This window comes from Rhizobium sp. RU36D (assembly GCF_900176345.1).
Lineage (GTDB): Bacteria > Pseudomonadota > Alphaproteobacteria > Rhizobiales > Rhizobiaceae > Allorhizobium.
In genome coordinates, this window is sequence record NZ_FWXU01000002.1 from 319830 (window position 1) to 345548 (window position 25719).

The window sequence follows — 25719 nt, forward strand, 5'->3', positions numbered from 1 at the left end:
AAGGGTTTAACCTGCAATCGTACCCAATATGGGTTAGAGGCCGAACACTTTTTCGTGAATGGAGGCGAGCCGCTCTAAACACGGCGGTGCCTTCAGGCTTACGGATGCACAACCGCAGGCCAGTCAGGTTTGCCGTGTATCGCGCGGCGACAGCAACCCAGGGGCAAGCATCTTGTGGTCCAGTCACAAACGGCTGAAAAACCGGCGCGATCGAAATAGGCGCAAGTTTTGTCATTGAAAAAGCTAACGAGTTGTTCATAAACAGTCGCGGGGAGGATTTCGCTGGTCGCAGCGCTCCCAAGTTTTATCAGATTTGTTTGATGCAATTATATTGAGGAGGGGTGTTGAATGACGGTGCGAGTCCGAAGCTTCCGGCGCAAAACAGCCCTCCTTCTCGCGACGGTTTCGTTGCCGCTTCCCGCAATTTCCCAGGAAATCCTGCCGACCGGCGGCAGCTTTGTCGCGGGCTCCGGGGATTTCCAGACATCCGCCAATGGCCTTGTCATCGACCAGACCAGCGGCACGGCCATCGTTGAATGGCAGGGTTTCTCCGTCGGGTCTGGTGCCCAGGTGCATTTCGACAATGGCGCGGGGGCAACGCTCAACCGCGTGACGGGCAATATCGGCTCAGAGATCAACGGATCGCTGACGGCCACGGGCTCGGTCTATCTGGTCAATCCGGCCGGCATCGTCGTTGGCCCCGGCGGCACCATCTCCACCGGCGGCAATTTCTTTGCCTCCACTCATGATGTCTCCAACCAGCAATTCCTGGCCGGCGGCGACATGACTTTCGCGGGCGAATCGAAGGCATCCGTCGTCAATCTCGGCAGGATCAATTCGGCCACCGGTGACGTCGCGCTGATTGCCCGCGCTGTCGACAATTCCGGAACTATCACTGCTGAAAATGGCACCGTCGGCCTGCTGGCGGGCTATGAGATCCTCGCGAAGGATGCCGCCGATGACGACGGGCTGTTTGCCGTGGTGGTCGGCGGCTCCGATACGGAGGCATCCAATTCCGGCATGATCTCCGCGGCAAATGCCGAATTGCGCGCCAATGGCGGCAATGTCTATGCGCTGGCGGGCAATACCGGCGGCGTCGTCAAGGCAACAGGTGTCAGCAGCCAGGGCGGCCGCATCTTCCTGACGGCAGGTGCCGGCGGCAAGGTCAAGGTCACCGGCAAGGTCAGCGCTACCAGGCGCCAGACGGCCAGCCTGCCGACCCATGTTCCCGTGCCGCAGCCGCGCCCGGAAAGCGGCGGCGACATCCGCATCTCTGGCCGAGAGGTAAGGCTCGAGAGCGCGGTCGAGGCGAAGGGCACGACGGGTGCCGGCGGCACCATCGTCGCCACGGGCGACCGGGTCCTGCTCGGTTCGGCGGCCCTGGTCGATGCATCAGGCGCGACGGGTGGTACAGTTCTGATCGGTGGTGATTTCCAGGGCGGCTACAATCCTGCGACGAAGTTGCTGGCGGAAAATGTCGCGACGGCCGACAAGGTCGCGGTTCTCAATGGTGCAAAGATCCGGGTGGATGGCACGTCCGGGGCCGGCGGTCGGGCGGTAGTCTGGTCGGATGACACCACGATCTTCGATGGCATGATCTCCGCGACAGCAGCGTCTGGCGGCGCGGGCGGTCTCGTCGAGACGTCGGGGCACAACCTGCTGCTGGGTGGCAATGTCGCCATCTCGACGCTTTCCGAAAGCGGCGCCGCCGGCACCTGGCTGATCGATCCCTACAACATCACGATCTCGTCGTCGGCTACCAGCACGCTATCCGTCGACACGGCTTCGAATCCATGGTCGGTTAATCCGAATGGCAGCGGCGCCAATATCAATAGCACCACCTTGTCTTCGTATCTGGCATCGTCGAATGTCACCATTACGACGAACGGTGCCGGTGTCGAGGCCGGAAATATCACCGTAAATGCGACGGTCTCCTGGTCTACGGCAAATACCCTGTCGTTGATTGCCGATGCCAGCACGGGCGGCGTTTTCATCAACTCCAACATCACCGGCACCAATTCCGGAAGCAGCCTTATTCTCAGCGCCGGTTCCGGCGGCATCAGCCAGGCTGGCGGCACGGTAATCCGGGCGGGGACGATGACAGTGACGACCGCCAATGGCGGTTCGGTGTCGCTGACAAACGGCAACCTGGTGAGCTCGCTCGGAACATCGAGTGTTGACGGCTCCTTCTCGCTGACAACCAACGAGGCTCTGACCGTCACCGGCAACATCACCACCAATGGTACGCTGTCCCTGGTCACGAATACAGGTAATCTTACCGTCAACGGCTTGCTCACCGACAGCCACGCGAATTCGAGCCTGACCCTGAACGCAGCCGCCGGACTTTCGATCGGCAAGAGTATCAGCCGGACGGGAAGCGGCGCGGCTGTCAGCCTCAATTACGGCGCGAGCTACAGCCTGATCAACGGCGCGCGCATCTCGCTGCCCGGCAGCAGCGCCACGCTCACCATCAACAGCCAGGCCTATACCCTCATTCGCGATGTCACCGGGCTGCAGGCGATCGGCACTTCCGGCTACTATGCCTTGGCCGGTGATATCGATGCCTCGGCGACTTCGGGCTGGAACAGCAATGCGGGCTTCGCACCGATATCAGGCTTCACCGGCACGTTTTCCGGCCTCGGCCATATCATCAACGGCCTGACCATCAACCGCTCTGGGACCACCCGGCAAGGGCTGTTCGGTGATACCAACAACGCGACCCTGCGGGACGTCACACTGTCCAATATCTCTGTCACTGGCTCGGCCCGTGTCGGCGGTCTTGTCGGCGAGGCCGCAAACTCGACCTTCACCAATATTCATGTCACGGGCAGCGTGACCGCTTCTCAGGAAGCTGGTGGTATTGCGGGTTGGATCGCGGAATCCACACTGTCCAAGTCCTCCTCGTCCGCATCCGTCACCGTTACAGCCAATGGCGCCGGCGGCCTTGCGGGCTATGCCCTGTACACAGTCGGCATTTCAGACTCTTACGCTACGGGATCGGTGACGGCAGCCACCAATGCCGGTGGCCTCGTCGGTCAGGCCTTGGGCGGGCCGCTGACCCTCAGCAACGTCTATGCCAGCGGCAAGGTTACCGGGACGAGCAGTGCCGGCGGCCTGCTCGGCGTAATGGATCAGGGCGATGTGGCGCTAACCAATGCTTATTGGGACGCGAATTCGACCGGTCAGGCTGCCGCCGTCGCCACACTGACCGCGGCAACCGCCACTGGATCGGCCACCGACGTCTCCAGCGCCCCGCGCACTCAGGCCACCTATTCCGGCTTCGATTTCACCAACACCTGGGTGATGATCAACGACACGCGGCCGATGCTGCGCAACGAATATTCGACGGTCATCGTGACGGCGGCGGCCCTGCAGCTGATGTCGCTCGATCTCGCCGCCAGCTATAAGCTCGGCTCCAACCTCGATCTCACCAGCGCCTTCACCGCGGCCGGCGGCTATTACAGCGGCCTGTGGGGAAGCTCCGGCTTCTCGTCGATCGGGACCAACAGCACCGCCTTCACCGGCAGCTTTGACGGCCAGAACCACACCATAACGGGCCTTTCCATCAACCGCAGCGGCGCCAACTATGTCGGCCTGTTCGGCTATACGAACGGCGCCACCGTCAGCAATGTGGTGCTGTCGGGCGGCAGCTTCACGGGTAACAGCAATGTCGGCTCGCTGATCGGATACATGCAGGGCGGCAGCGTCTCTGCCGCGTCATCGAACGCGACCGTCAGCAGTGTGAGCACCACCGAATCAAACGCTGGCGGCCTCATCGGCACCGTCAACGGCAGTGCCGTCAGCGACACCTGGGCCAACGGCAATGTCACGGGTGCCGGGTACAATGTCGGCGGCCTGGTCGGCTATCTCGTGAACGGCAGCACGATCACCCGGTCCTATGCAACAGGCAATGTCACCGGAACCAGCACAAGCTATGGCTATATCGGCGGCTTTGTCGGGAATGCCGAAAACATGGGTATCACGATCAGCGAGTCCTACGCCACGGGCACAGTCACCGGCAGCGCCGGCCCCATCGGTGGCTTCATAGGCCACAACCAGGCCACGATCACCGATTCCTATTCGACCGGCAACGTCGTCGGCCTTGGTTCCGCCACTGAGGTCGGCGGCTTCGCTGGCGCGAACTACATGGACGGTACCATCAGCAACGCCTATTCGACAGGTCGCGTGAGCGGGGCGTCTTCCATTGGCGGATTCGCCGGTTACAACTACAACACCAGCTCAGCCATCACCAATGCCTATTGGAACACCCAGACCAGCGGCCAGTCGAGCGGCATCGGCGGCGGCTCGGGCAGCGCCACGGCCCGCACCACCGCGCAGCTCCAGGGCAGCCTGCCGGCAGGCTTCTCGTCTTCCATCTGGGGCACCGGGACAAACCTTTATCCCTATCTGCAATGGCGTTACTCCACCACGCCCACAGCCGTATCCGGCTATGCCTACAGCGATGCGGGAACGACGGCGCTCACGGGCGCGACCGTCACCGCCGTCTCGGGCGGCAGCAGGATCGGCAGCGGCGGCACGGGCGACAACGGATACTATTATATCCTGTTGGCGCCGGGGACTTCGGTCGGATCGTCAGGCGTCATGACCTATCTGGATGAGGGCGCCACCAAGGGGGCCGCCTTCACCGATATCGTCGGCACCAACGGCGTCCAGAATATTTCGATCTATGGCACGGCGGCGCGGATCACCACCGGCGCGACGACGCTCACCGCGACGCGGACGAATTATCTCTCAGCGACGAACGGGTATGCCGACAACGATTTGTCGTTCCTGTCAGGGTCATCGACAACACCATTGACCACGACGGCTGGCTATGGCCTTTACCTCAATACCACAGGCAACTACACGCTGGATGCCAGCCTCGGGTCCTCGGGCCTGCTCAGCCTCGATAGCGGCGGCACATTTGGCGTCAGCGGTGCGATCACGCTTTCTGCCGCCGGCGCGCTCAGCATTGCCGACGCGGTCTCCTGGTCCGATTCATCCAGCCTGACCCTGACCACGACATCGAGCGGCAATGTCAGCCTCGGCGGTGCGGTCACCGCCACCAGCGGCACCTTGACCCTCAACGCCGCCGGCAGCATCAGCACAACGGTCGCCATTAATGTCGGGACCTTCAATTTCACTGCGGGTACCTGGAGTCAGGTCGCGGCGACACTGCCGTCCTTCTCCGCCAACAATTTTGCTCTGAGCACTGGCGCAACCTTCCTGCGCGCCACCGGCGGCGATGGAACGGCGGGCACGCCCTACCAGATCGCCGACATCTACGGCCTTCAGGGCATGGCCTCAAGCAGTCTGCTGGCGCAGAATTTCGTGCTGACGGGCAATATCAGCGCGACCGCGACATCCGGCTGGAATTCCGGCGCAGGCTTCCTCTCGATCGGCAACTCGACCACCGCCTTCACCGGCAGCCTGAGCGGCGCCGGCTATACGATCAGCGGCCTGACGGTCTCCCGGCCCACGATTTCGGCCGGCCTGTTCGGGGTCATCGGCTCAGGCGGCAGCGTCAGCAATCTCACCGTTTCGGGTACGGTGAACGCCCTGAACGCCGGCATTCTGGTCGGCGCCAATGGCGGCACGATCAGCAATGTCACCACATCAGGCAGTGCCGGCAACACCGGGGCTTCATTTCCGGGTCGGATCGGCGGGATCGCCGGCAGCAATAGCGGCACCATCACCGGCTCGTCCTCATCGGCGACGGTCAGTGCCGCGGATTCCAGCGACACCGGCGGCCTTGTCGGTACCAATACCGGCACGGTCAGCGGCTCCTATGCCACCGGCAGCGTCACGACAGGCAATGACGGCCGCGCCGGCGGTCTCGTCGGCTACCATGTGTCAGGCACGGTCAGTGGGTCCTTCGCGACAGGCGCGGTAACGGCCGGCACCGGCACCACGGGTGTGGCGGGCGGCCTCGTGGGGGTCAACGATGCGGCGATCACCAATACCTATGCCACCGGCAATATCACCGGCGGCGTCGTCGGCGGTGGCCTAGTCGGCAACAACAGCGGCACCATCACCAACAGCTATGCCACCGGCACCCTTCCCTCGGCGGCCGCCCCCTATGGCGGGTTGATCGGCCATAACACCGGAACGGCGACTGCAAGCTTCTGGAACACCACGACATCGGGCACCAGCCTCGGCGTCGGCAGCGGCTCGTCGACCGGCGTCACCGGCATCAGCACCACGCAGATGCGCACGCTCTCCACCTTCACCGGCGCCAGCTGGAGCATCGATGATGCCGGCGGCACGTCGTCGATCTGGCGCATCTATGGCGGCAATACCGGCCCGCTTCTGCGCGGCTTCATGACGGCCATGACGGTCACCGGCGGCAGCGGCACCAAGGTTTATGACGCCTCGGCATCCAGCACCGATGTCGGTACGCTCACCTACAGCATCTCGGGCTACAACACCTCGCTCGTCTCCGGCACGGCCGGATACACCAGTTCCAGTGCCAATGTCGGCGGCTATAGCGGCGCCGGCCTCACCCTGGGCGGGCTCTATTCCAGCCAGTTGGGTTACGACCTGACGCTTGCGGCCGGCTCCCTGTCGATTACCACGCGCGCCATCACGGTGACGGCGGATGACAAGTCGATGACGGCCGGTTCCACCGTTCCGAGCCTCACCTATGTCCTTGGTGGACTGGGCCTTGCCGGCAGCGACAGCCTGACCGGCAGCCTCGCAACATCAGCCTCCTCGACCTCATCGGCCGGTGTCTACTCCATCACCCAGGGCACGCTTGCGGCGTCTGCCAACTACGCCATGACCTTTGTAGACGGGGCGCTGACCGTGACGGGAACGCTCACCCCGACACCGAACCCAACTCCAACCCCGACGCCGACGCCTATCGTCATCCCGACGCTGCCGCCGGTGATCACGCCTGTGGTGCCGACGGTACCGGTGCAGGTCCAGACGGTGCCCGTCGTTCAGGTTTCGTCCGTCTTCCCGTCGTCGTCGGTCATCGAGCTGTCCTCCAGCATCAGCTTTGAACAAGCTGCTGCGGATACGCAGGACGATGCGACCTCCTGCCCCTCCGGTGCCGTCATGGGCGCGGCCTGCGCCAGCGTACCCCACCCGGTCAATCGGTCGGTCAGCCCGTTTATCACATTTGGATCCATTGAATGAGCATGCAGCGTGCAACACGTCTCCGCCGTCGCTGGCGGTCCGTCCCGAGTTGCCTTGGGATGCTGGCGACGGCTGTCGGCTTTGCCGCCGCGGATAATGTCGCCGCACAACAGGCCATCGAGCGCAATCCCCCGGCGGCGACCACGACGGCCGCACCCACGATCACGCTGCCGGATGAAGCTGCCATAAACGCCGATACGCGTCCTCTCGGCACGGACCTCTCCGCCATCCGCCTGATCGGCGGCGGTCAGGAACCGAACGCTGCCAACACGCGCGGTGTCGTCGTCGGCGATATAGGCCCCGGCCGCGATCTGGAGCCGCAACTGGCCGCCGCGCTGAAGCCCTTGATCGGCAAGCCGCTGTCCCTGTCGCTGATTGCCGATGCGCAGGCCAAGATCGCCAATGTCTATCGCGTCGCCGGGTTTCCTTTCGTATCGGTGACCATACCGCCGCAGGAGATCACCGGCGGTGTTCTCAATCTGCGCGTCATTGAATTCGGTTTCGGTGGTGTCACCGTCCGTGGGGCCGAAGGCGAACGCGCGCGCCGCATCGCGTCGCAGATCCACGTCGCCTCGGGCGAGCGCATTTCCGCCGCGAGGATCAACGAAGATCTCCGCTGGCTCAACCGTTCGCCCTTCCGCCGGGTGCAGGGTCTCTTTTCTCCCGGCTCGGAGCTGGGAACATCCGATCTGATCCTTGAGGTCTCCAAGGGCAAGCCGTGGCAGGTCTATTCCGGCTATTCGAATACCGGGGCCGATGGCACCGATCAAAACCGCGTCGTACTCGGCGCGGCATTTGCCTTGCCGGGCATCGAGGGCGGCTACGGAACCTACCAGCTCACCGCCTCGCCCGACCTGTTTGAAGATCCGCAGGGCCTGTTTCCCGATCACAGCGCCTCGCGCGCGCGCTATGTCAGCCATTCCGGCAGTTTCCTCGTGCCGCTGGGCTCCCGGCAGGCGCTCGAATTCAACCCCGCCTTCATCGCCACGCGCAATGTCGAGGGCCGGTTCACCTTCGATACCTCGGTCGTGGAGCTGCCGCTCTATTATCGCACCGCCATGTCGAACCTCATTCCGGGTGTCTACGAAGGCGAAATCTATGCGGGCATCGAATACAAGAACCTGTCGCGCGACACCTTCTTCGCCAACACCCAGATCGGCAGCGCCGATGTCGAGCTGATGCAGTTCGGCCTGGGCATGTCCAGGTCCTTCACCGATGCTCTCGGCTCGACAACCCTAGATCTCCAGGTCACCGCCAATCCCGGTGGCATCGTTCCGGGCAATTCTGATGCGGACTGGAACAGCTTTTCCAACGGCAAGGTGACGAATGTCAGCTATGCCTATCTGGGCGGCAGCCTGTCGCGGCAGACAGACCTGGGTCGCGATTTCGAGCTCGGCCATGAAGTGCTGTTCCAGCTGGCCGGCCAGGTGCTTCCGGATACGGAGCGGCTGTCGCTGGGCGGGTTGGATGCAGTCCGCGGCTATGGCCTTGGCGACGCGGTGGCCGATACCGGCGTGATCATCCGCAACGAGTTGCGCTCGCCGGCCGTCTCGCCGCTGGGCGATGACCGTCTCTCGCCCTATGCCTTTTTCGATGTCGGCTTCGGCGATGACAAGGCCCGGAATACCGGGCTATCGCTCGCCAGCACCGGCGCGGGCATCGATTATATCATCGCCAACAATCTCAGCCTCAACCTCACCGCCGCCGTCGCCCTGGTAGACCAGGGCACCCGCGAATCGGGCGATCTCGATTTCAAGGTCCGGCTGTCGGTGCGCTACTGACCAATGAGAGCTTGTCGGTGAAAACCGAGATGTGTTTCCCAGCAAACAGTAACGCCAGAGTCCGCCGGGTTCAATTGAAACCGGGCGGACCCCAGACCAGCGATCCATCATGGCCGGCGCCCTCGGTGCGCCGGCCATGGAGGTTCCGCCGGATGCTTGGATCCGGCGTGGTCCGCGCTTACATCGCCGGTAGGATGGTGATGTCGCGAAGCTCGTTGTCGAGGCCGGAGATCGGGCCGACAGCGGTCGCGGCGCCTGTTTCCAGGTTCACCGTATAGAGTGTCTTGGCGGCTGCCAGATAGGCGGTGTTCTTGCCATCGGCCTGGCCCTGGATGTCGAAGGCATAGGTGGCGGGCATGTCCTTGATGCCGAGCTTGCCGATCGCCTTCAGCGTGCCGTCATTCGGCTTGGTCTGCTGCACCAGCGCGCCAATCGTGGCATCGATATTGTACATCGCCGTCTTTTCCGGCTTGCCGATCGAGTTGGTATAGGCCGCGGCGACGATGTTCGGCGTCTCGCCCTTGTGCATGTCGCCCTCCTCGAAGGCGAGCGTGCCGTCGACGGTGGCCGCACCGGTGTCGGGGTGGATACGATGGTTGGTCGTTCCGGTCATGAAGCGCAGCCGGTCGGCCATCGGGTTGAAGTCCACCACCACAGGCGCCTCGGTCAGCGTCAGCATCTTGTCCATCTTGGCGACATCGGTGGCAGCGCCCGTTTCCAGGTTGATGGTGACGATGCGATGGTCGGGCGTGACGCCGATTACCGTCTTGTTGCCGGGGCGAAAGTCGATCCCTAAGAGCTTGTCGACGCCGGTGACATCCATGGTCTTGGTGACGCTGGGCTTGTCGGTGTCGAACATCACCAGCGTCTTGTCGCCGGCAAGCCCGAGCACGGGGGCGGCCTGAGCCGTCACGGCGGCGGCGGCAAATGCGGTCGAGGCGATCAGTGCGAAACGAATGGTCTTCATGGTCTTTCTCCCGTCTTGGTGAACAGTCCGGAAGTCGCCATGCCCTTGGGGTCGGTGACGCTTCCATTGATCACGACACGGGAGAGGGCCTGTTTGGATGCAGCAGCCGAAAATTTATTTTTGTCGTGCATCCACGGGGGCCTCTGTCGGGTATAGCTGGCAGAGGAAAGCAATGGCTTTCGACGTATGTACGAGGTGTTTGATGCTGGTGGGCTCCGGGCCTGATGATCTCGACAGAGCGCTTGCGGCTTGCGCCAGGGGCGACCGGTCGGCGCTGCGCATGATTTTCGATCGCGAGGCCGGGCGGCTGATCGCGGTCGCCCAGCGCATCGTCCGTCGACGTGATCTGGCCGAGGAGGTGGTGCAGGAGGCCTTCATCCGCATCTGGACCCATGCCCATCAATACAGCAGCGATCGCGGCTCGGCCCGGGGCTGGATCTATGCCATCGTCCGCAACAGGGCGCTCAACCTGATCCGCGACGGCCGGCGTGAACATGCCGTCGATGATGTCGAGGCGCTGCAGGACCATGACGCGACGGACGAGATCATGGCGGCCTGGCATCGGCTGGACCGCACGTCTCATCTCCATGATTGCCTCGCGGCGCTTGATGAAACCAAGCGCCGGGGCATTCTGATGGCCTATGTCGGCGGCTATTCCCATGGCGAAATCGCGGGGCGCCTTCGCCTGCCGCTCGGAACGGTCAAATCCTGGATCCGGCGCGGACTTTCGGCCCTGCGGGAGTGCATGGCATGAGCTACACCCGCGATGACATTCCCGCCATTGCCGACGATTATGTGCTGGGCCTGCTGGACGCCGCCGAGGCCGCGGAGATCGAGGATGCCATGGAACGCGATGCCGAATTGAGGGCGGCGATTGCCGCAAGCCGCGACCGCTTCCTGCCGCTGGATACCAGCGCCGAACCGCTAGCCGCCGGCGAAGCGCTCTGGCAGCGGATCGAGGCCTCCCTGCCCGTGCAGAATCGCGAAGCCAGCGCCTCGCGACCGGCTTCCGCCAATGACAACCGTCGCAATGGCTGGCGGGCTGCGGCGCTCTCCGCCATGGCCGCCACTGTCGTGCTCGCCATCGGCCTCGGCTACAGCCTCATGCGCACCGTCGAGCCTGTCGTGGTCGCCGTGCTGGTCAACGAGACTGGCGAGGTCCAGGCCATCGTCGAGGATTTCGGCAATGCCGAGGCTAGCATCCGCCTGCTGACCGATTTCGCCGTGCCTGAGGATAAGACGATCCAGGTCTGGACCCTGCCTTCGCGGGAGATGGGCCCCGTCTCGCTGGGTCTTGTCGAGGGGTCAAGCTCCACCCGGCTTGAGGGGCCTGCCCTGCCCGTTCCGCGCGGCGACCAGCTCTATGAGATCACGCTGGAACAGGCCGGTGGCTCGCCCACGGGCCGGCCGACCGGTCCGATCCTGGCCAAGGGGCTGGCGCGCTTGCCGCGGTGAGACGCTGGCCCCTAATAAAGTGTCAACTGCCTCTTCAAAATCCTCGCAAGAAGTGTCAATATAAATTGACACTCGGGAGGAGGCGATCCCATGGCACTGCCATTTCCATTCTCGGCCATCGTTGGTCAGGAGGATATGAAGAAGGCGCTTCTGATGGCTGCCGTAGAGCCTTTGCTCGGCGGCGTGCTTATCTTCGGCGATCGCGGCACCGGCAAATCGACGGCGGTGCGGGCGCTGGCCGAGCTTCTGCCGAAGATCGAGACCCGCAAAGGCTGTCGCTACAATTGCCTGCCCGGCGAGCCGCAGGAGGCCTGCTGCCGATGCCGGCTTCAGGGCAGCGCCCGGCCAGACACGGTCAAGATTCGCACGCCGATGGTCGACCTCCCGCTCGGCGCCACCGAAGACCGGGTCTGCGGCTCGCTCGACATCGAAAAAGCCCTCGTTGCCGGTGAAAAGGCCTTCGAGCCGGGGCTGCTGGCCGCCGCCAATCGTGGCTTTCTTTATATCGACGAGATCAACCTGCTGGAGGACCACCTGGTCGATCTGCTGCTCGATGCCGCCGCCTCGGGCGTCAATGTCGTGGAGCGCGAGGGCCTGAGCATCCGCCATGCCGCCCGCTTCGTGCTGGTCGGCAGCGGCAACCCGGAAGAGGGCGATCTGCGCCCGCAATTGCTGGACCGCTTCGGTCTGTCCGTCGATGTGCGCACCATCAACGATCTCAAGATGCGCATCGAGGTGATTCGCCGCCGCGATGCCTATGAAAGCGATCCCGTCGCCTTTGCCGCCACCTGGTCGCGGCGCGAGGCCGTCATCCAAAGACAGGTGGTGGCGGCGCGCAAGATCCTGCGCCAGGTGGAGGTTCCCGATCTCATCCTGTCGCGCATGTCGCAGCTGTGCATGCGGCTCGGCATCGATGGCATGCGCGGGGAGCTGACGCTGATGCGGGCCGGCCGGGCTGCCGCGGCCCTGGAGGGACGCCTCGCCGTGACCTGGGCCGATGTCGAGTCCATCGCGCCGATGGTCCTGTGCCACCGCCTGCGCCGTGATCCCCTTGATGATGCCGGCAGTACGCCGCGGATCGAGCGGGCGCTGGCGGGCCTGGAAATGGCCGGCGGCCATGCATAATGTCGGGGCAGACGACGGCGTTCTCGACGCCATGCTGCGGCATGGGGAAGACCGCTGGCGCGATGCCCTGACGGCTGCCCAGGTCATGGCCGTGGGCGGCGCCGACATCGGCGGCCTGTGGCTCACCGCGCGTGCCGGCGGCATCCGCGATCTCTTCCTTGATCATGCCAGGGCGCTCCTGCCGGGTCCGTTTCTCCGCCTGCCGCCCGGCGCGTCAGCGGCCACGCTCTGCGGCCGGCTGGATATCGCCCAGACGACGGCCAGTGAGCGGCTCGTCTGGCAGCCCGGCCTGCTGGCCTCCGCCCATGGTGGCGTCCTGGTCATCCCCATGGCCGAGCGGCTGGAGCCCTCGGCGGCGGCCATCATCGCCGATGTCATGGATACGCGCTCGTCCCGCAGCGCGCGGCCGGGAAATCATGGGGAAAGCGCTGCGACGCCGGCCTTCTTCACCGTCATCGCCCTTGATGAGGCGATCGAGCCGGAAGAGGCGCCGCCATCGGTGTTGTCGGATCGGCTCGGCCTGCATGTCAGCCTGGAGGGCATCGCCTGGCAGACCGTCGCCGGCGCCGCACTGCCCGCGCTGCCAGAGCCGAACATTTCCTGGCGCAAGGTCGCCATGGATGACAAGGTCATCGAGCAGCTCTCGGCCATCGCCGCGTCGGGTGGTCATGCCTCGCTGCGCGCGCTGTTGCACCTCGCCACGGTGGCGCGCATCCTGGCAGCACTTTCCGGCCGGGACGCGGTTTTGCCGGAGGATGCCGTGACCGCACTCCGGCTCTGCCTAGGCATCCGCCTTGTCAGCGGCGAGCCGCAAGCCCGGCAGGAACCGCCACCACCGCCCGAGACCGCCACGCCGGATGCGGCCGAGCCCTCTGCCAGCCCCCACACTGAGGGGGATGAGATGGGCACCCCGCCGGATTCCCTTGGCGAATTGCTGGCCGCGGTCGAGCATGGATCGATCGACGGGCTGTCGCTTGCCGTCAGCGAACGGGCCGCCCGCAAGGCAGGCCGGGCCGGAAAGGCCGGAGGAACCGCGAAAAACGCGCGACGCGGCAGGCCCTATGCCGCAAGCCGCAGCGCGCCCTTCCCGGATGCGCGGCCTGACATTATCGGCACCCTGCGCGCCGCGGCCCCCTGGCAGGTGATCCGTGCGCGCCTCAAGAGCCGTCTGGAAAATGCCGACGAAGCCTCCATTCCCTCAGGACGGCTGCTGATCCGCAAGGACGATTTTCGCTACCAGCGCCTGCGCCATCCAAAACCCTCCACGGCGATCTTCGTCGTCGATGCTTCGGGCTCCACGGCGCTGGAGCGGCTTGGCGAAACCAAGGGCGCGATCGAGCAGTTGCTGGCGCGGTGCTATATCAGACGCGACGAGGTCTCGCTGATTGCCTTTCGCGGCAAGGCGGCGGAGGTGTTGATGCCGCCCACCCGTTCCCTGGTTGCTGCCAAGCGCAAGCTGTCGGCTTTGCCGGGCGGGGGCGCCACACCGCTCGCGGCCGGCCTGGAAAAAGGTCTCGAACTCGCACTCTCCGTCCGCCGTCGCGGCAACACACCTGTCGTTGTTGTCATGACGGATGGCAGCGGCAATGTCGCGCTGGATGGCAGCGCCGACCGGCCGCTTGCCGCCCGCCAGACCGAACAGCTCGCAAGGCTCTACCGGGCAAATGGCCTGACGACGATCTGCATCGACATCGCCCGGCGCCCGCGCGAGGCGGTGACATCGCTCGCCAGCCTTCTCGGCGCCGAGCTGCATGTGTTGCGGCAGGCCGATGCCGGCCGCATGACCGCTCTCGTCCACGCATCCATGGAGACCACCAGGGCATGATGATGGGTGAGACATGGCTGGATTGGGACAGGGACGGCAAGGACTGGCCGCATCGCTCTTCCACTCGCTTTGTCGAGACGGCGGGCCTGCGCTGGCATGTCCAGGAGATGGGGCCGGACAACGCGCCCGTGCTGCTGCTCCTGCATGGCACCGGCGCATCGACCCATTCCTGGCGCCATATCCTGCCCTTGCTCGCACAGCAGTTTCGCCTGCTGGCGATCGACCTGCCCTGCCATGGCTTCACCCGCCCGCTCAGCCCCGCCGATCTGTCGCTTCCGGGCATGACCCGATCGATCGCCGCGCTGCTGGCGCATCTTCATGTGACGCCGGCGATGATCGCAGGACATTCCGCCGGCGGTGCGATTGCCGTTTCTCTGGCTGCCGTCAGGGGTCGGGAGGCGGCACCAGCAGTCGTCGCCATCAACGGCGCCTTCCTGCCGATCCGCGGCGACCGGCTGTTCTCGCCGCTCGCCAAGGCCTTGTTTGCCAATCCCTTCTCGGCCTCGATGTTCTCGCTTCTGGCGCGCACCACGCCGCTCGGCGGCAATCTGCTGTCGGCCACCGGCTCGCGCATCGACGAGCCGGGCGCGGCGCTCTATCGACGGCTCCTCACCTCGCCCGGCCATGTGCGCGGCGCGCTCGGCATGATGGCCGCCTGGGATCTCACGCGTTTTGCCAGCCTGCTGGGCAGCCTGTCCTCCCCCGTCGTGCTGATCGCCGCCAGCGACGATCCGATGGTGCCGGTCAGGAATTCGCAGGAAGCGGCCCGGCTGAACCGTACCGCGCGGCTGGTGCTTGCCGAACGCGGCGGCCACCTGCTGCATGAATGCGATCCGGGTTTCGTGTCCGGGGCGATCGTCGATGCTTTGTCCGCGGTTGCGTCCTCAAGGGCCAAAGAAGGGGTAGATGCCGCATGAATATCGTCGGTCGCATTTCCGCCCATGCCCCGCATTCCCTCGATCCGGCGCGGCCGCATGCTGTCGTCATCGGCGCTGGCGTCGGCGGGTTGTCCACGGCTGCGCTGCTCGCCGCGCGGGGCTACCGGGTGACGGTCATCGATCCGCTGGATGCGCCGGGCGGGCGGGCCTATGCCCATCGGCAGGATGGTTTCGTCTTCGATGCCGGCCCCACCATCATCACCGCACCCTGGCTGTTCGAGGAACTCTGGCGCGATTGCGGCGGCCGGCTGCAGGACGATGTGGAGCTGAGGCCCTGCAACCCCTTCTACAAGATCCGTTTTGATGACGGTACCTGGTTCAACTATTCCGGCGACCGGGCGGCCATGGAGGCGGAGGTGGCCCGCTTCGAGCCGGCCGATGTCGCCGGCTATCGCAGCTTCATGGAAGAAAGCCGCCGCATCTACGAGGTCGCTTTCGAGCAATTGGCCGACCAGCCGTTTCACAGCCTTAGCTTTACCGCCCGGACACTCGCCGGCCTGGTGCGGCTTGGTGGCTATCGCTCGGTCTACCAGGTCGTCGCCCGCCATTTCCGCAATGAGAAGCTGCGCACGATCTTTTCCTTCCATCCGCTGCTGATTGGCGGCAATCCCTTTTCCGCCACCTCCTTCTATTGCCTGATCGCCCATCTGGAGAGCCGGTATGGCGTGCATTACGCCATGGGCGGCACCAACGCGCTGGTCAAGGGCATCGCCAGTCTCGTCACGCGAAATGGCGGTGTGATCCGGCTTGGCGAGCGCGTGGAAACCATTCTCACCGAGGGTCGCCGCGCCACGGGCGTGCGGCTCGGCTCGGGTGAAACGCTGTCGGCCGATATCGTCATTTCCAATGCCGACCCGGCCACCACCTATGCCGGCATGCTGAAGCACCATCCGCGCCGCCGCTGGACTGATGCCAAGATCCGCCGCGGCGATTATTCCATGGGCCTGTTCGTCTGGTATTTCGGCACCAACAGGCGGTATGACGATGTCTATCACCACACCATGCTGTTCGGGCCACGCTATCGCGGTCTCCTCACGGATATCTTCCACCGCCAGCGGCTGGCGAAGGATTTCAGCCTCTATCTCCACCGGCCAAGTGCCGTTGATCCCACGGTCGCACCCGAGGGTTGCGACGCCTTCTATGTGCTGAGCCCCGTGCCCAATCTCGGCGGCTCCACCGATTGGGAAAGTATGGCCGAGACCTATCGCCGGCGTATCGAGACGCGGCTGGAACAGACCGTGCTGCCGGGGCTGAAGCACCATATCGTCAGTTCGCGGGTCGCCACCCCGATTGATTTTCGCGACCGCCTGCATTCCTGGCAGGGTGCGGCCTTCGCGCTGGAGCCGAAGCTTTTGCAAAGCGCCTGGTTCCGCCCGCATAACCGCAGCGAAGAGCTGGACAATCTCTTCCTCTGCGGCGCGGGCACCCATCCCGGCGCCGGTCTTCCGGGCGTGCTTTCATCCGCCCGCATCGTCTCGGACCTGGTGCCGGACCCGCGTGAGATCATGGCCCGCAAGGCAGAAGGAACCAAGGGATGACCGATCAGACGGGCCAATCCGCCGGCCAGGACCTGGGCGCCGAGGAGCGCCATCTGCCGCTGCCATTTTTGCGACGCCCGGTCGGGCTGAACTATGGCTTCACCGGCGACGGGACGGATTTGAACACTTGCACCGCCTCCATAAGGCGTGGCTCGAAATCCTTTCACATCGCCTCGCTCATCCTGCCGCGCCGGACGCGCCGGGCGGCGCACGCGCTCTATGCCTTCTGCCGCCACTCCGACGACGTGATCGACGACACCGCGCGCGGACCTGACGCCCTGGAGCGCTTGCGTCGCCGGCTGGACCTCATCTACCAGGGCACCCCCGCCGACCACGCCTGCGACCGCGCCTTTGCCCGCATCGCCCATGATCATGCCATCCCCAAGGGCTTGCCGATGGCCCTGCTCGATGGCTTTGCCATGGACATGGAAGACCGCCCCTACCGCACGATCGAGGAGGTCAAGGACTATGCTTCGGGCGTTGCCGCCACCGTCGGGTTGATGATGTCGCTGGTCATGGATCGCGGCGAGCGCTGGACGCTGGCGCGGGCCGCCGATCTCGGCCTTGCCATGCAGCTCACCAATATCGCCCGGGATGTCGGCGAGGATGCCCGCAATGGCCGCCTTTACCTGCCGCAGGACTGGCTGTGGGAAGCCGGCATTGATGTCGAAGCCTTCCGTCGCCGGCCGCGCTTTTCGCCTGGGCTTGGCCAGGTGGTCAAGCGCCTGCTGGACGAGGCTGACCGGCATTATCGGCTCGGCCATGCCGGCATCGACAAGCTTCCCGCCGATTGCCGGCATGCCATCCGCACGGCGGCGCTGACCTATCAGGATATCGGCCGCCGCATCGCGGCCAATGGCTATGACAGCGTCTCCCGCCGCGCCAGCACCACGCTCCCACGCAAGCTTTGGCTTGTCTTGCGGGCAAAGCTGCCGGTGAAACTGCCGGCGGACCTTGCCGCAGCGCTGCAGAATGCCGCGGCGGATGCGTCGGTGGCAAATCTCGTGGAGGCGGCGGGCGCTGCTTTTGAACGGCATACGGCGCCTTCCGCATCTCTGCCTTCCGCGTCGACGCTGGAGCGCGTGGCCTCGGTCATGCTCGATCTGCAGGCCCGCGGCCGCGAGGATCGGCTTGTCCGCCGGCAACAGCGCTGGCAGAAGGCGGCCCGCCTTGCTTGAGCACTATTTCGGATTGATCGAGGCAACCTTCGTCTTCGGCCTGGCGATTGCCTTCTATGTCTGGCAGCGGCGTGACCTCAACAGATACAAGCGGGAGGACCAGGAGCGCCGGGCCGCGGAAGAGCGGCAGAAGGGGGAGTGAGCGGGATGTCGCTGCAGGCTGGCCTCAGCCATGCTTGGCAACGATCCCGTTCAGCACCAGATCGAGATGCGCGGCAACATGGGCTGTCAGGTCAACGGTGCGGCGATTGTCGAAGATCATCAGGTCCATCAGCAGCTTCAGCATGGGGGCCACGATGATTTCGGCATTCACGGTCGGGGATTTGCGAAATTCGCCCTTGTCGATGCCCTCATCCAGGATCTGTTGCGTGTGGCCGATCAGCGGCTCGACGAGTTCAGTGTGATGCTGGTCGATCAGTTGCGGAAAGCGCGCTCCCTCGGAAATTATGAAGCGCATCAGCTCGCGTGCCCGCCTGTCCCGGGTGATCTTGTCATAGGCGAGCAGCAGGAAGGCCCGAAGCTTTTCCGCGCTGGATCCCGTCAGTTCCCGGGATTCCGCCAACAGGTCCTGCAGCGGCGCCGAGATATGCCCGATCATCGCCGAGAACAGATCCTCCTTCGTCGGAAAGTAGACATAGACAGTGCCCTTGGTCACGCCAATGCGATCGGCAATGTCTTCCACGCGCGCCGCGCTATAGCCGTGTGCCACGAATTCCTCGAAGGCGGCATCCAGGATCTGGATCGGCCGGAGCAGCTTCTGCTCGGCCCTGGTCAGCTTCTTCGCCTTTGCCATTTGTATACCCTTCGCCGCGTCTTCGGCACAAATTCATTGACTAACTAGTCATTCAATGATAGCGCTTTGCCATCAATCTTCAAGAGGCGATCATGCGACGGCCCCTATCAATCCTTCTGCTGGCGTGCTCTTGCGCCTTCCTCAGTGCCTGCGCTCCCGCCGAAGAGGTCGCCAAGAAGCCCGCGCGCTTCGTGGAAACCACTGTTGTGGCGGCTGCTCCCTGGTCGCAGACCGTCTCCAGCACGGGCGAGATCAGCGCGCGGGTCCAGTCCGAGCTGTCCTTCCGGATCAGTGGCCGCATCATCGAACGCCTCGCGGATGTCGGCGATCGGGTCGAGGCTGGCCAGGTTCTGGCGCGCATCGATTCCGAGGAGCAGCAGGCCGATCTGCAGGTGGCGCTCGCCACGCTGCAATCCGCCGAGGCGCAGAAGACCCAGGCGCAGCAGGCGCTCGACCGGCAGGATAGCCTGTTCAACACCGGTGTTTCCACCCGCGCCGCCCTCGATGAGGCTCGCGAGGCGGTGCTTCGGGCCAATGCGACGGTCGAGTCTGCGCAGGCTGCAGTCGATACCGCCCGCGACGCGCTGGCCCAGACCGAGCTGAAGGCCGATGCCAACGGCATCATCACCACCCGAAACGCCGAAGTCGGGCAGGTGGCACAGGCCGCCCAGCTCGTCTTCACGCTGGCGCAGGACGGCCCGCGCGACGCCGTCTTCAATGTCGACGAATCCCTGTTCATCGGTCTCGGCCGCGATCTCGAAAGCGATGTCGAGGTTCGTCCGCTATCGGGTGGCGATCCCATGAAGGCGACGGTGCGCGAGATTTCGCCCACCATCGATACCAGCACCGGCACCATCCGCGTCAAGCTCGGCATCGAGGGCGATCCCAAGGTCAGCCTCGGCAGCCCCGTCGTGGCGATTGCCCGATACAAGCCGGTCACGACGATCGAGCTTCCCTGGTCCGCCATGGCCTCCGCCGGCGGGCGTCCTGCCGTCTGGGTGGTCGATCCACAGACATCCGCGGCCAAGCTGCGCCCCGTCGAGGTGCTCGTCTATGGCAGCAGCCAGTTCTATGTCCGCTCCGGCGTCACGCCAGGCGAAATCGTCATCACCAACGGCAGCAAGTTCATCAGCGACGGCGACGTCGTGGCCTACGAGGGAGCCAAGCCATGAAAACCGCAGCGAAGATCGCGGCCCTGCTTCTGGCCGGCACGGTTCTCACGGCCTGCCAGGAAGAAAAGAAGGAAACGGTGGCCGCCCCCCGGCCTGTGCTGTCCTTGGTGGCCAAGGCCGAGCCCTCCATCCAGCTCTCGCTTCCCGGAACGGTGGAAGCGCGCGTCAAGACCGAATTTGGCTTCCGCATCCTCGGGCGCATCGTCGCTCGCAATGTGCAGACCGGCGACCTCGTCAAGAAGGGCGACGTGCTGGCGGCCATTGATCCCCTGGCGCTGGAGCTTGCGGTCAAGAGCGCCCAGTCCGATCTCGCCAATAGCGAGGCGCAGTTCGCCAATGCCGCCACCAACGAACAGCGGCAGAAAACCCTGTTCGAGCGCCAGTCCGGCGCCAAGGCGGCGTTTGAGACGGCAGAGCTGGAGCGCAAGACCGCAGAAGCCGCCGTGGCCAAGGCAAAAGCCAATCTCGCCAAGGCCGAGGAGCAGTTGAGCTATTCCCGGCTGGTCGCCGAATTCGACGGCGTCGTCACCGCGACCTCCGCGGAAATCGGCCAGGTGGTCTCCGCCGGCCAGGCGGTGGCGACCGTCGCCCGTCCGGAAGAGCGCGATGCGGTGATCGACGTTCCCGAGGCCATCGGGGCGCAGCTCAAGGTCGGCTCGCCGTTCGAGGTCTTCCTGCAGCTCGATCCTGAAATCCGCGCCAAGGCCGTCATCCGCGAGATCGCGCCGGAGGCCGATTCCGCCACGCGCACGCTGCGCACCAAGCTTACCCTTGTCGATCCGCCGGAATCCATGCGGCTCGGCTCCGTGGTCACGGCGACCTCCAGCACCGAGAGCGTCGCGACGATCCGCCTTCCCGCCTCCGCCATCAAGACCGATGACAAGGGCCAGTCGGTCTGGATCGTCGATGCAGCGGCGAAGAAGGTTGTCTCACGCCCCGTGAAGACGGAGGGCGAGCCCACGCCCGGCAGCCAGGTCACCATCGCCAGCGGCGTCAATCCCGGCGACCGCGTCGTCACCGCGGGCGTCAATACCCTCGAAGAAGGCCAAACCATTCGCGTCGATCAGGAGCTGACCCAGTGAAATCCTTCAACCTCTCCGACTGGGCGCTCGAACACCGTTCCCTCGTCTGGTACTTCATGCTGATCTTCGTCGTGGCGGGCACGCTGTCCTACCTCAATCTCGGACGCGAGGAAGATCCGGCCTTCACCATCAAGACCATGATCATCAATGCGCAATGGCCGGGTGCCTCCGCCGAGGAGATGACGCGCCAGGTCACGGACCGCATCGAGAAGAAGCTTGAGGAGCTGGACGCACTGGACTTTGTCCGCAGCGAGACCAAGGCCGGCCAGACGACCATCTTCATCGAGCTTTTGGCCAATACCAAGGCCAGCCAGGTCACGGACAATTGGGTCCGCGTCCGCAACATGGTCAACGACATCAAGAACGAGTTGCCCAGCGGCGTGCTCGGCCCCTTCTTCAACGACAGTTTTGGCGACGTCTACGGCAATATCTTCGCCTTCACCTCTGATGGATTGACCCAGCGCCAGCTCCGCGATCTCGTGGAGGACGCCCGGGCCAAGCTGTTGACAGTGCCGAATGTCGGCAAGATCGACATCATCGGCGCCCAGGACGAGGCCATCTATCTGGAGTTCTCGACCCGCAAGATCGCAGCACTCGGCATCGACCAGCAGTCGGTCATCAATACGCTGCAGGCGCAGAATGCCGTCACCCAGTCCGGCGTCGTCGAGGCGGGGGCGGAGCGCATCGCGCTGCGCGTCAGCGGCCAGTTCACCTCGGAAGAGAGCCTCAGGGCCATCAATCTCAGGATCAACGACCGCTTCTTCCCGCTCACCGATATCGCCACCATCAAGCGCGGCTATGTCGATCCGCCATCCTCGCTGTTCCGCTTCAAGGGCCAGCCGGCCATCGGCCTTGCCATCGGCATGAAGACCGGCTCCAACCTCCTGACCTTCGGCGAGCAGCTCGATGCCCAGTTGGAGCGGGTGATCTCAGACCTTCCGATCGGCGTCACCGTCGAGCGCGTCTCCGACCAGCCCAAGGTGGTCGAGGAGGCTGTCTCGGGCTTCACCAAGGCCCTGTTCGAGGCCATCGCCATCGTGCTCGCCATCAGCTTCATCAGCCTTGGCGTCCGCGCCGGCATGGTGGTGGCGATCTCCATTCCGCTGGTTCTGGCGATCACCTTCGTCTTCATGGAATATACCGGCATCTCGCTGCAGCGCATCTCGCTCGGCGCGCTGATCATCGCGCTCGGCCTGCTCGTGGACGATGCGATGATCGCCGTCGAAATGATGGTCTCGCGGCTGGAGGCGGGCGATACGCTGCGCAAGGCGGCGACCCATGTCTACACTTCCACCGCCTTCCCCATGCTGACCGGTACGCTGGTCACGGTCGCGGGCTTCATCCCGATCGGGCTCAACAGCAGCGCGGCTGGCGAATTCACCTTCACGCTGTTCGTCGTCATTGCCGTGTCGCTGATCGTCTCCTGGATCGTCGCCGTGCTGTTCACTCCGCTCCTGGGCGTGGCGATGCTGCCGAAGACCATGAAGTCGCATCACGAAAGCAAGGGCCGCATGGCCAGGACCTTTGCCTGGATGCTGGGTCTTGCCATGCGCTGGCGCTGGGTCACCATAATCGCCACCGTCGCGGTCTTCGCCGTGTCGGTCGCAGGAATGGGGCTGGTGCAGCAGCAGTTCTTCCCCTCCTCCGACCGCGTCGAACTGATCGTCGACTGGGACCTGCCGCATAACAGCACGATTGCCGAGACCAACCGGCAGATCGCCCGCTTCGAACAGGAAAAGCTGGTCGGCAACCAGGATATCGACCACTGGTCGACCTATGTCGGCGGCGGTGCTCCGCGCTTCATCCTCTCCTATGATGTCGCAACGCCGGCAACCTGGACCGGCCAGGTGGTGATCGTGGCGAAGGACTTGGAGGCACGCGACCGCTTGCGCGCCGACCTGCAGGCCTATCTGGTGAAGACCTTCCCCGGCACGGATGCCTTCGTCAAGCTCTTGGACATCGGCCCGCCCGTCGGCAAGCCCGTGCAGTATCGCGTCAGCGGCCCCGACATCCAGAAGGTCCGGCAGCTTGCCCGTGAGTTCGGCGCCATCGTCAATGGCCACCCGCTGCTCTCCAACATGACCTTCGACTGGAACGAGCCCTCGCGCGTCGTCAAGATCGACGTGTTGCAGGACAAGGCACGACAGCTCGGCATTTCCTCGCAGGACATTGCCAACAGCCTGAGCGGCGTCGTCCAGGGCTCTACCGCGACCCAGGTCCGCGACGGCATCTACCTGATCGATGTCATCGGCCGCGCCCAGGATTCCGAACGCGGCTCGATCGAAACGCTGAAGAACCTGCAGCTGTCGGGCGCCAATGGCACCTCCGTGCCGCTGTCGGCGGTGGCCGAGTTCCGCTACGAGCTTGAGCAGCCGCTGATCGCCCGCCGCGACCGCATCCCGACGATCACCGTCAAGGCCGCCGTCATCGGCTCGACCCAGCCGGCGACCATTGTCGAAGAGCTGAAGCCGAAGGTCGAGGCATTCTCCGCCGCCCTGCCCGTGGGCTATCAGGTGGAAATCGGCGGCTCGGTGGAATCGAGCGCCGAATCCCAGGAGCCGATCATTGCGGTGGCGCCGCTGATGCTGTTTGCCATGGCGACGATCCTGATGATCCAGCTGCAGAGCTTCAGCCGCCTGTTCCTGGTCTTCGCGGTAGCACCGCTCGCCCTGATCGGCGTGGTCGCGGCCCTGCTGCTCAGCAATGCGCCCATGGGCTTCGTCGCCATCCTCGGCGTGCTGGCGCTCATCGGCATCCTCATCCGCAACTCGGTTATCCTCGTGGTGCAGATCGAGCAGTTGCGAAGTGAGGGCATGCGGCCATGGCGGGCCGTGATCGAGGCGACCGAGCACCGCATGCGGCCGATCATGCTGACGGCGGCGGCCGCCACGCTCGCGCTCATCCCCATCTCGCGCGAGGTGTTCTGGGGACCGATGGCCTATGCCATGATGGGCGGCATCGTCGTCGGCACGGTCCTCACACTGCTCTTCCTGCCGGCCCTCTATGTCGCCTGGTTCCGCATCCCCCGCGAGGAGGACGACCCGGCTCCGGCCACCGAGGCCCATGCCTGACACGACACATGCCGCGCCATTATAGGCGCGGCATCAGACCGCTGATAAACCATCCGTTCCGCAAGATGTACGTTTCTCGTGGCCTGCAAATTTGTCCGTCTTCCCGGCCCCCGAGCCGGGATCCAGTGCGATCAAGTCTTTGATCGCGAAAGACTCTTCTCACGGCGCAGACGCGCCGTGGCTGGTTTCCGGCTCAAGGCCGGAAAGACGGAATTTTAGAGTTGCACGCGGGGACAACACCTCTCTCTGCACTCTGATGCCGCGCCCCCACCGGCGGCATTTTTGCCGAGGTTACAAAGACATCGGGCAGTTCTGCGCCCGCAGATGCGGAATGATCCCCCGTAGATAGATAGGGTCTCGCGGCCCAACCCGGCGCCTACCCCCACCTTCCCCATCATTCCTGACCGCCCCCAGCGGCCGTTGCCCTGTGGCAACGCGCCGAGCGCACCCAGCATGCTCCGCACCCATTGACATCATCCGCATCTCCGATTTAAAACGTTTGCACAAGCCAATTTTGCTCAGTGCTCTGGGAGGAGCTATTGCGCCCGAAGAACCTCAAGGAACTCGCGTCCCATCTCGATCTGTCGATCGCCACCGTTTCGCGGGCGCTCGCCGGTCACGAGCGTATTGCCCAGGCAACGCGGGATCGTGTCGTGCAGGCGGCGCGCGATCTGGGATACGTGCCCAGCATGGCCGGCCGCATGCTGGTGTCGGGGCGCTCCGGCTTCGTCGGCATGACGCTCGCCATCCGCGGCCCCAACCTGGTCGACTCCTTCCTCGGCGAATTCGTCACCGGCCTCGGCGAGGGCCTGACCGAGCGCAACAACGACCTGATCCTCGCCACAGTCGCGCAGGGCCAGTCGGAGCTGGACGTGCTGCGGCATCTCGTGGATTCCGGCCGTGCCGATGGCGTGGTCATCACCCGTATCGCCGAGGCAGACCAGCGGGTGGATTACCTGATCGGCCGCGGCGCGCCCTTCGTCGCCCATGGCCGGCTGCTGGATTCCACCTTGCCGTATAACTGGGTCGATACCGATGGCGCGAGCGCCTTCGCCGATGCCTTCGACATGCTTTACGACCTGGGGCACCGGCATTTCGGCCTGCTGACGATCTCCGAGCCGATGACCTTCCGGCATCTGCGCCAGGATGGGCTCGCCGGAGCGATCTCGCGGCGTGGTGATCCCTCGGTGAAGCTCGACGTGATGACGACGCCGCGCTTCGACCGCGGCGCCTGCATCCAGGCGGCCAACCGCCTTCTCCATGCCCCGGAGCGCCCGACGGCCATCCTGGGCCTCTTTGATGAGCTGGCACTGACGGTCATGGAAGAGGCCTCGCGCATGGGCCTGTCGATCCCGCGCGATCTCTCGGTCATCGGTTTTGACGATATCGCCGCCGCCGCCTATGCGCCGCCAGGCCTCACCACGTTCAACGCATCGATCCGCGAATGCGCCCGGGAAACCGCGGCCATGCTGATCGATGCCATTGAGGATCCCGCCCGTCCGCCGCGCACCAAGCTGGTGCAGCCGGTGCTGGCGGCGCGCGCCAGCCATGGGCCGGCACCGCGCAAAAGCGCTTGACTGCATGCCTCCCGAAGTCGGCCACCGGTTTCGGGACGAAGACAGAGACAAACAAACAGACTGCAATTTCAAACGTT

General features: G+C 64.6%; 16 protein-coding genes. 14 read left to right on the top strand and 2 right to left on the bottom strand.

Annotated elements, in window-relative coordinates:
- Nucleotides 1-348: 348 nt before the first annotated feature.
- Together B9A97_RS04415 and B9A97_RS04420 are read left to right on the top strand one after the other, a co-directional pair.
- The gene (locus B9A97_RS04415; RefSeq protein WP_084363778.1) at nucleotides 349-7140 is read left to right on the top strand and encodes a two-partner secretion domain-containing protein; all 6792 of its coding nucleotides are present in this window, start codon (nucleotides 349-351) and stop codon (nucleotides 7138-7140) included.
- A gap of 59 nt (nucleotides 7141-7199) precedes the next feature.
- Nucleotides 7200-8921, top strand: coding sequence for a ShlB/FhaC/HecB family hemolysin secretion/activation protein (locus B9A97_RS04420; protein ID WP_179145216.1), 1722 nt, complete (start codon nucleotides 7200-7202; stop codon nucleotides 8919-8921).
- A gap of 178 nt (nucleotides 8922-9099) precedes the next feature.
- Here the strand turns inward: B9A97_RS04420 and B9A97_RS04425 are convergent, their stop codons facing one another.
- Nucleotides 9100-9888 carry a DUF4394 domain-containing protein gene (locus B9A97_RS04425; protein ID WP_084363780.1) on the bottom strand — a complete coding sequence of 263 codons (789 nt, stop codon included), beginning with the start codon at nucleotides 9886-9888 and terminating at the stop codon, nucleotides 9100-9102.
- Nucleotides 9889-10090: 202 nt separating this feature from the next.
- On the opposite strand from B9A97_RS04425, the gene B9A97_RS04430 reads away from it, so the two are divergent.
- From B9A97_RS04430 to B9A97_RS29705, 8 genes are all read left to right on the top strand, one after another.
- Nucleotides 10091-10642 (top strand): sigma-70 family RNA polymerase sigma factor, encoded by a 552-nt coding sequence (locus tag B9A97_RS04430; protein WP_084363781.1) that lies wholly within the window; start codon nucleotides 10091-10093, stop codon nucleotides 10640-10642.
- Nucleotides 10639-11343, top strand: coding sequence for an anti-sigma factor (locus tag B9A97_RS04435; RefSeq protein ID WP_084363782.1), 705 nt, complete (start codon nucleotides 10639-10641; stop codon nucleotides 11341-11343). Before B9A97_RS04430 ends, B9A97_RS04435 begins: the two co-directional genes overlap by 4 nt.
- 90 nt (nucleotides 11344-11433) lie before the next feature.
- Nucleotides 11434-12468 carry a magnesium chelatase ATPase subunit I gene (gene bchI / locus B9A97_RS04440; RefSeq protein ID WP_084363783.1) on the top strand — a complete coding sequence of 345 codons (1035 nt, stop codon included), beginning with the start codon at nucleotides 11434-11436 and terminating at the stop codon, nucleotides 12466-12468.
- On the top strand, nucleotides 12398-14293 hold the full coding sequence (locus B9A97_RS04445) for a VWA domain-containing protein (RefSeq protein ID WP_084363784.1): 1896 nt from the start codon (nucleotides 12398-12400) through the stop codon (nucleotides 14291-14293). The genes bchI and B9A97_RS04445 overlap by 71 nt, the downstream gene beginning before the upstream one ends.
- On the top strand, nucleotides 14290-15210 hold the full coding sequence (bchO, locus tag B9A97_RS04450; protein WP_084363785.1) for an alpha/beta fold hydrolase BchO: 921 nt from the start codon (nucleotides 14290-14292) through the stop codon (nucleotides 15208-15210). The genes B9A97_RS04445 and bchO overlap by 4 nt, the downstream gene beginning before the upstream one ends.
- A complete protein-coding gene (locus tag B9A97_RS04455) occupies nucleotides 15207-16769 on the top strand; it encodes a phytoene desaturase (protein ID WP_084363786.1) in 1563 nt (520 codons plus the stop codon). Before bchO ends, B9A97_RS04455 begins: the two co-directional genes overlap by 4 nt.
- Complete coding sequence (locus B9A97_RS04460; protein WP_084363787.1) at nucleotides 16766-17947, top strand: phytoene/squalene synthase family protein; 1182 nt, start codon at nucleotides 16766-16768, stop codon at nucleotides 17945-17947. Before B9A97_RS04455 ends, B9A97_RS04460 begins: the two co-directional genes overlap by 4 nt.
- The gene (locus B9A97_RS29705) at nucleotides 17940-18089 is read left to right on the top strand and encodes a hypothetical protein (protein ID WP_179145217.1); all 150 of its coding nucleotides are present in this window, start codon (nucleotides 17940-17942) and stop codon (nucleotides 18087-18089) included. The genes B9A97_RS04460 and B9A97_RS29705 overlap by 8 nt, the downstream gene beginning before the upstream one ends.
- A gap of 24 nt (nucleotides 18090-18113) precedes the next feature.
- Here B9A97_RS29705 and B9A97_RS04465 read toward each other — a convergent pair whose 3' ends face one another.
- Entirely contained in the window at nucleotides 18114-18740 is a 627-nt protein-coding gene (locus tag B9A97_RS04465) for a TetR/AcrR family transcriptional regulator (protein ID WP_084363788.1), read from the bottom strand.
- A gap of 92 nt (nucleotides 18741-18832) precedes the next feature.
- Between B9A97_RS04465 and B9A97_RS04470 the strand changes: the two genes are divergently transcribed.
- The 4 genes from B9A97_RS04470 to B9A97_RS04485 all read left to right on the top strand — a co-directional run bounded on the left by B9A97_RS04470 (nucleotide 18833) and on the right by B9A97_RS04485 (nucleotide 25642).
- Nucleotides 18833-19912: an efflux RND transporter periplasmic adaptor subunit gene (locus B9A97_RS04470; protein ID WP_084363789.1), complete on the top strand. Its 1080-nt coding sequence runs from the start codon at nucleotides 18833-18835 to the stop codon at nucleotides 19910-19912.
- On the top strand, nucleotides 19909-20994 hold the full coding sequence (locus B9A97_RS04475; protein ID WP_084363790.1) for an efflux RND transporter periplasmic adaptor subunit: 1086 nt from the start codon (nucleotides 19909-19911) through the stop codon (nucleotides 20992-20994). The genes B9A97_RS04470 and B9A97_RS04475 overlap by 4 nt, the downstream gene beginning before the upstream one ends.
- Entirely contained in the window at nucleotides 20991-24065 is a 3075-nt protein-coding gene (locus B9A97_RS04480; RefSeq protein ID WP_084363791.1) for an efflux RND transporter permease subunit, read from the top strand. The genes B9A97_RS04475 and B9A97_RS04480 overlap by 4 nt, the downstream gene beginning before the upstream one ends.
- A 539-nt stretch (nucleotides 24066-24604) precedes the next feature.
- The gene (locus B9A97_RS04485) at nucleotides 24605-25642 is read left to right on the top strand and encodes a LacI family DNA-binding transcriptional regulator (protein ID WP_084363792.1); all 1038 of its coding nucleotides are present in this window, start codon (nucleotides 24605-24607) and stop codon (nucleotides 25640-25642) included.
- The last annotated feature ends 77 nt before the right edge of the window (nucleotides 25643-25719 follow it).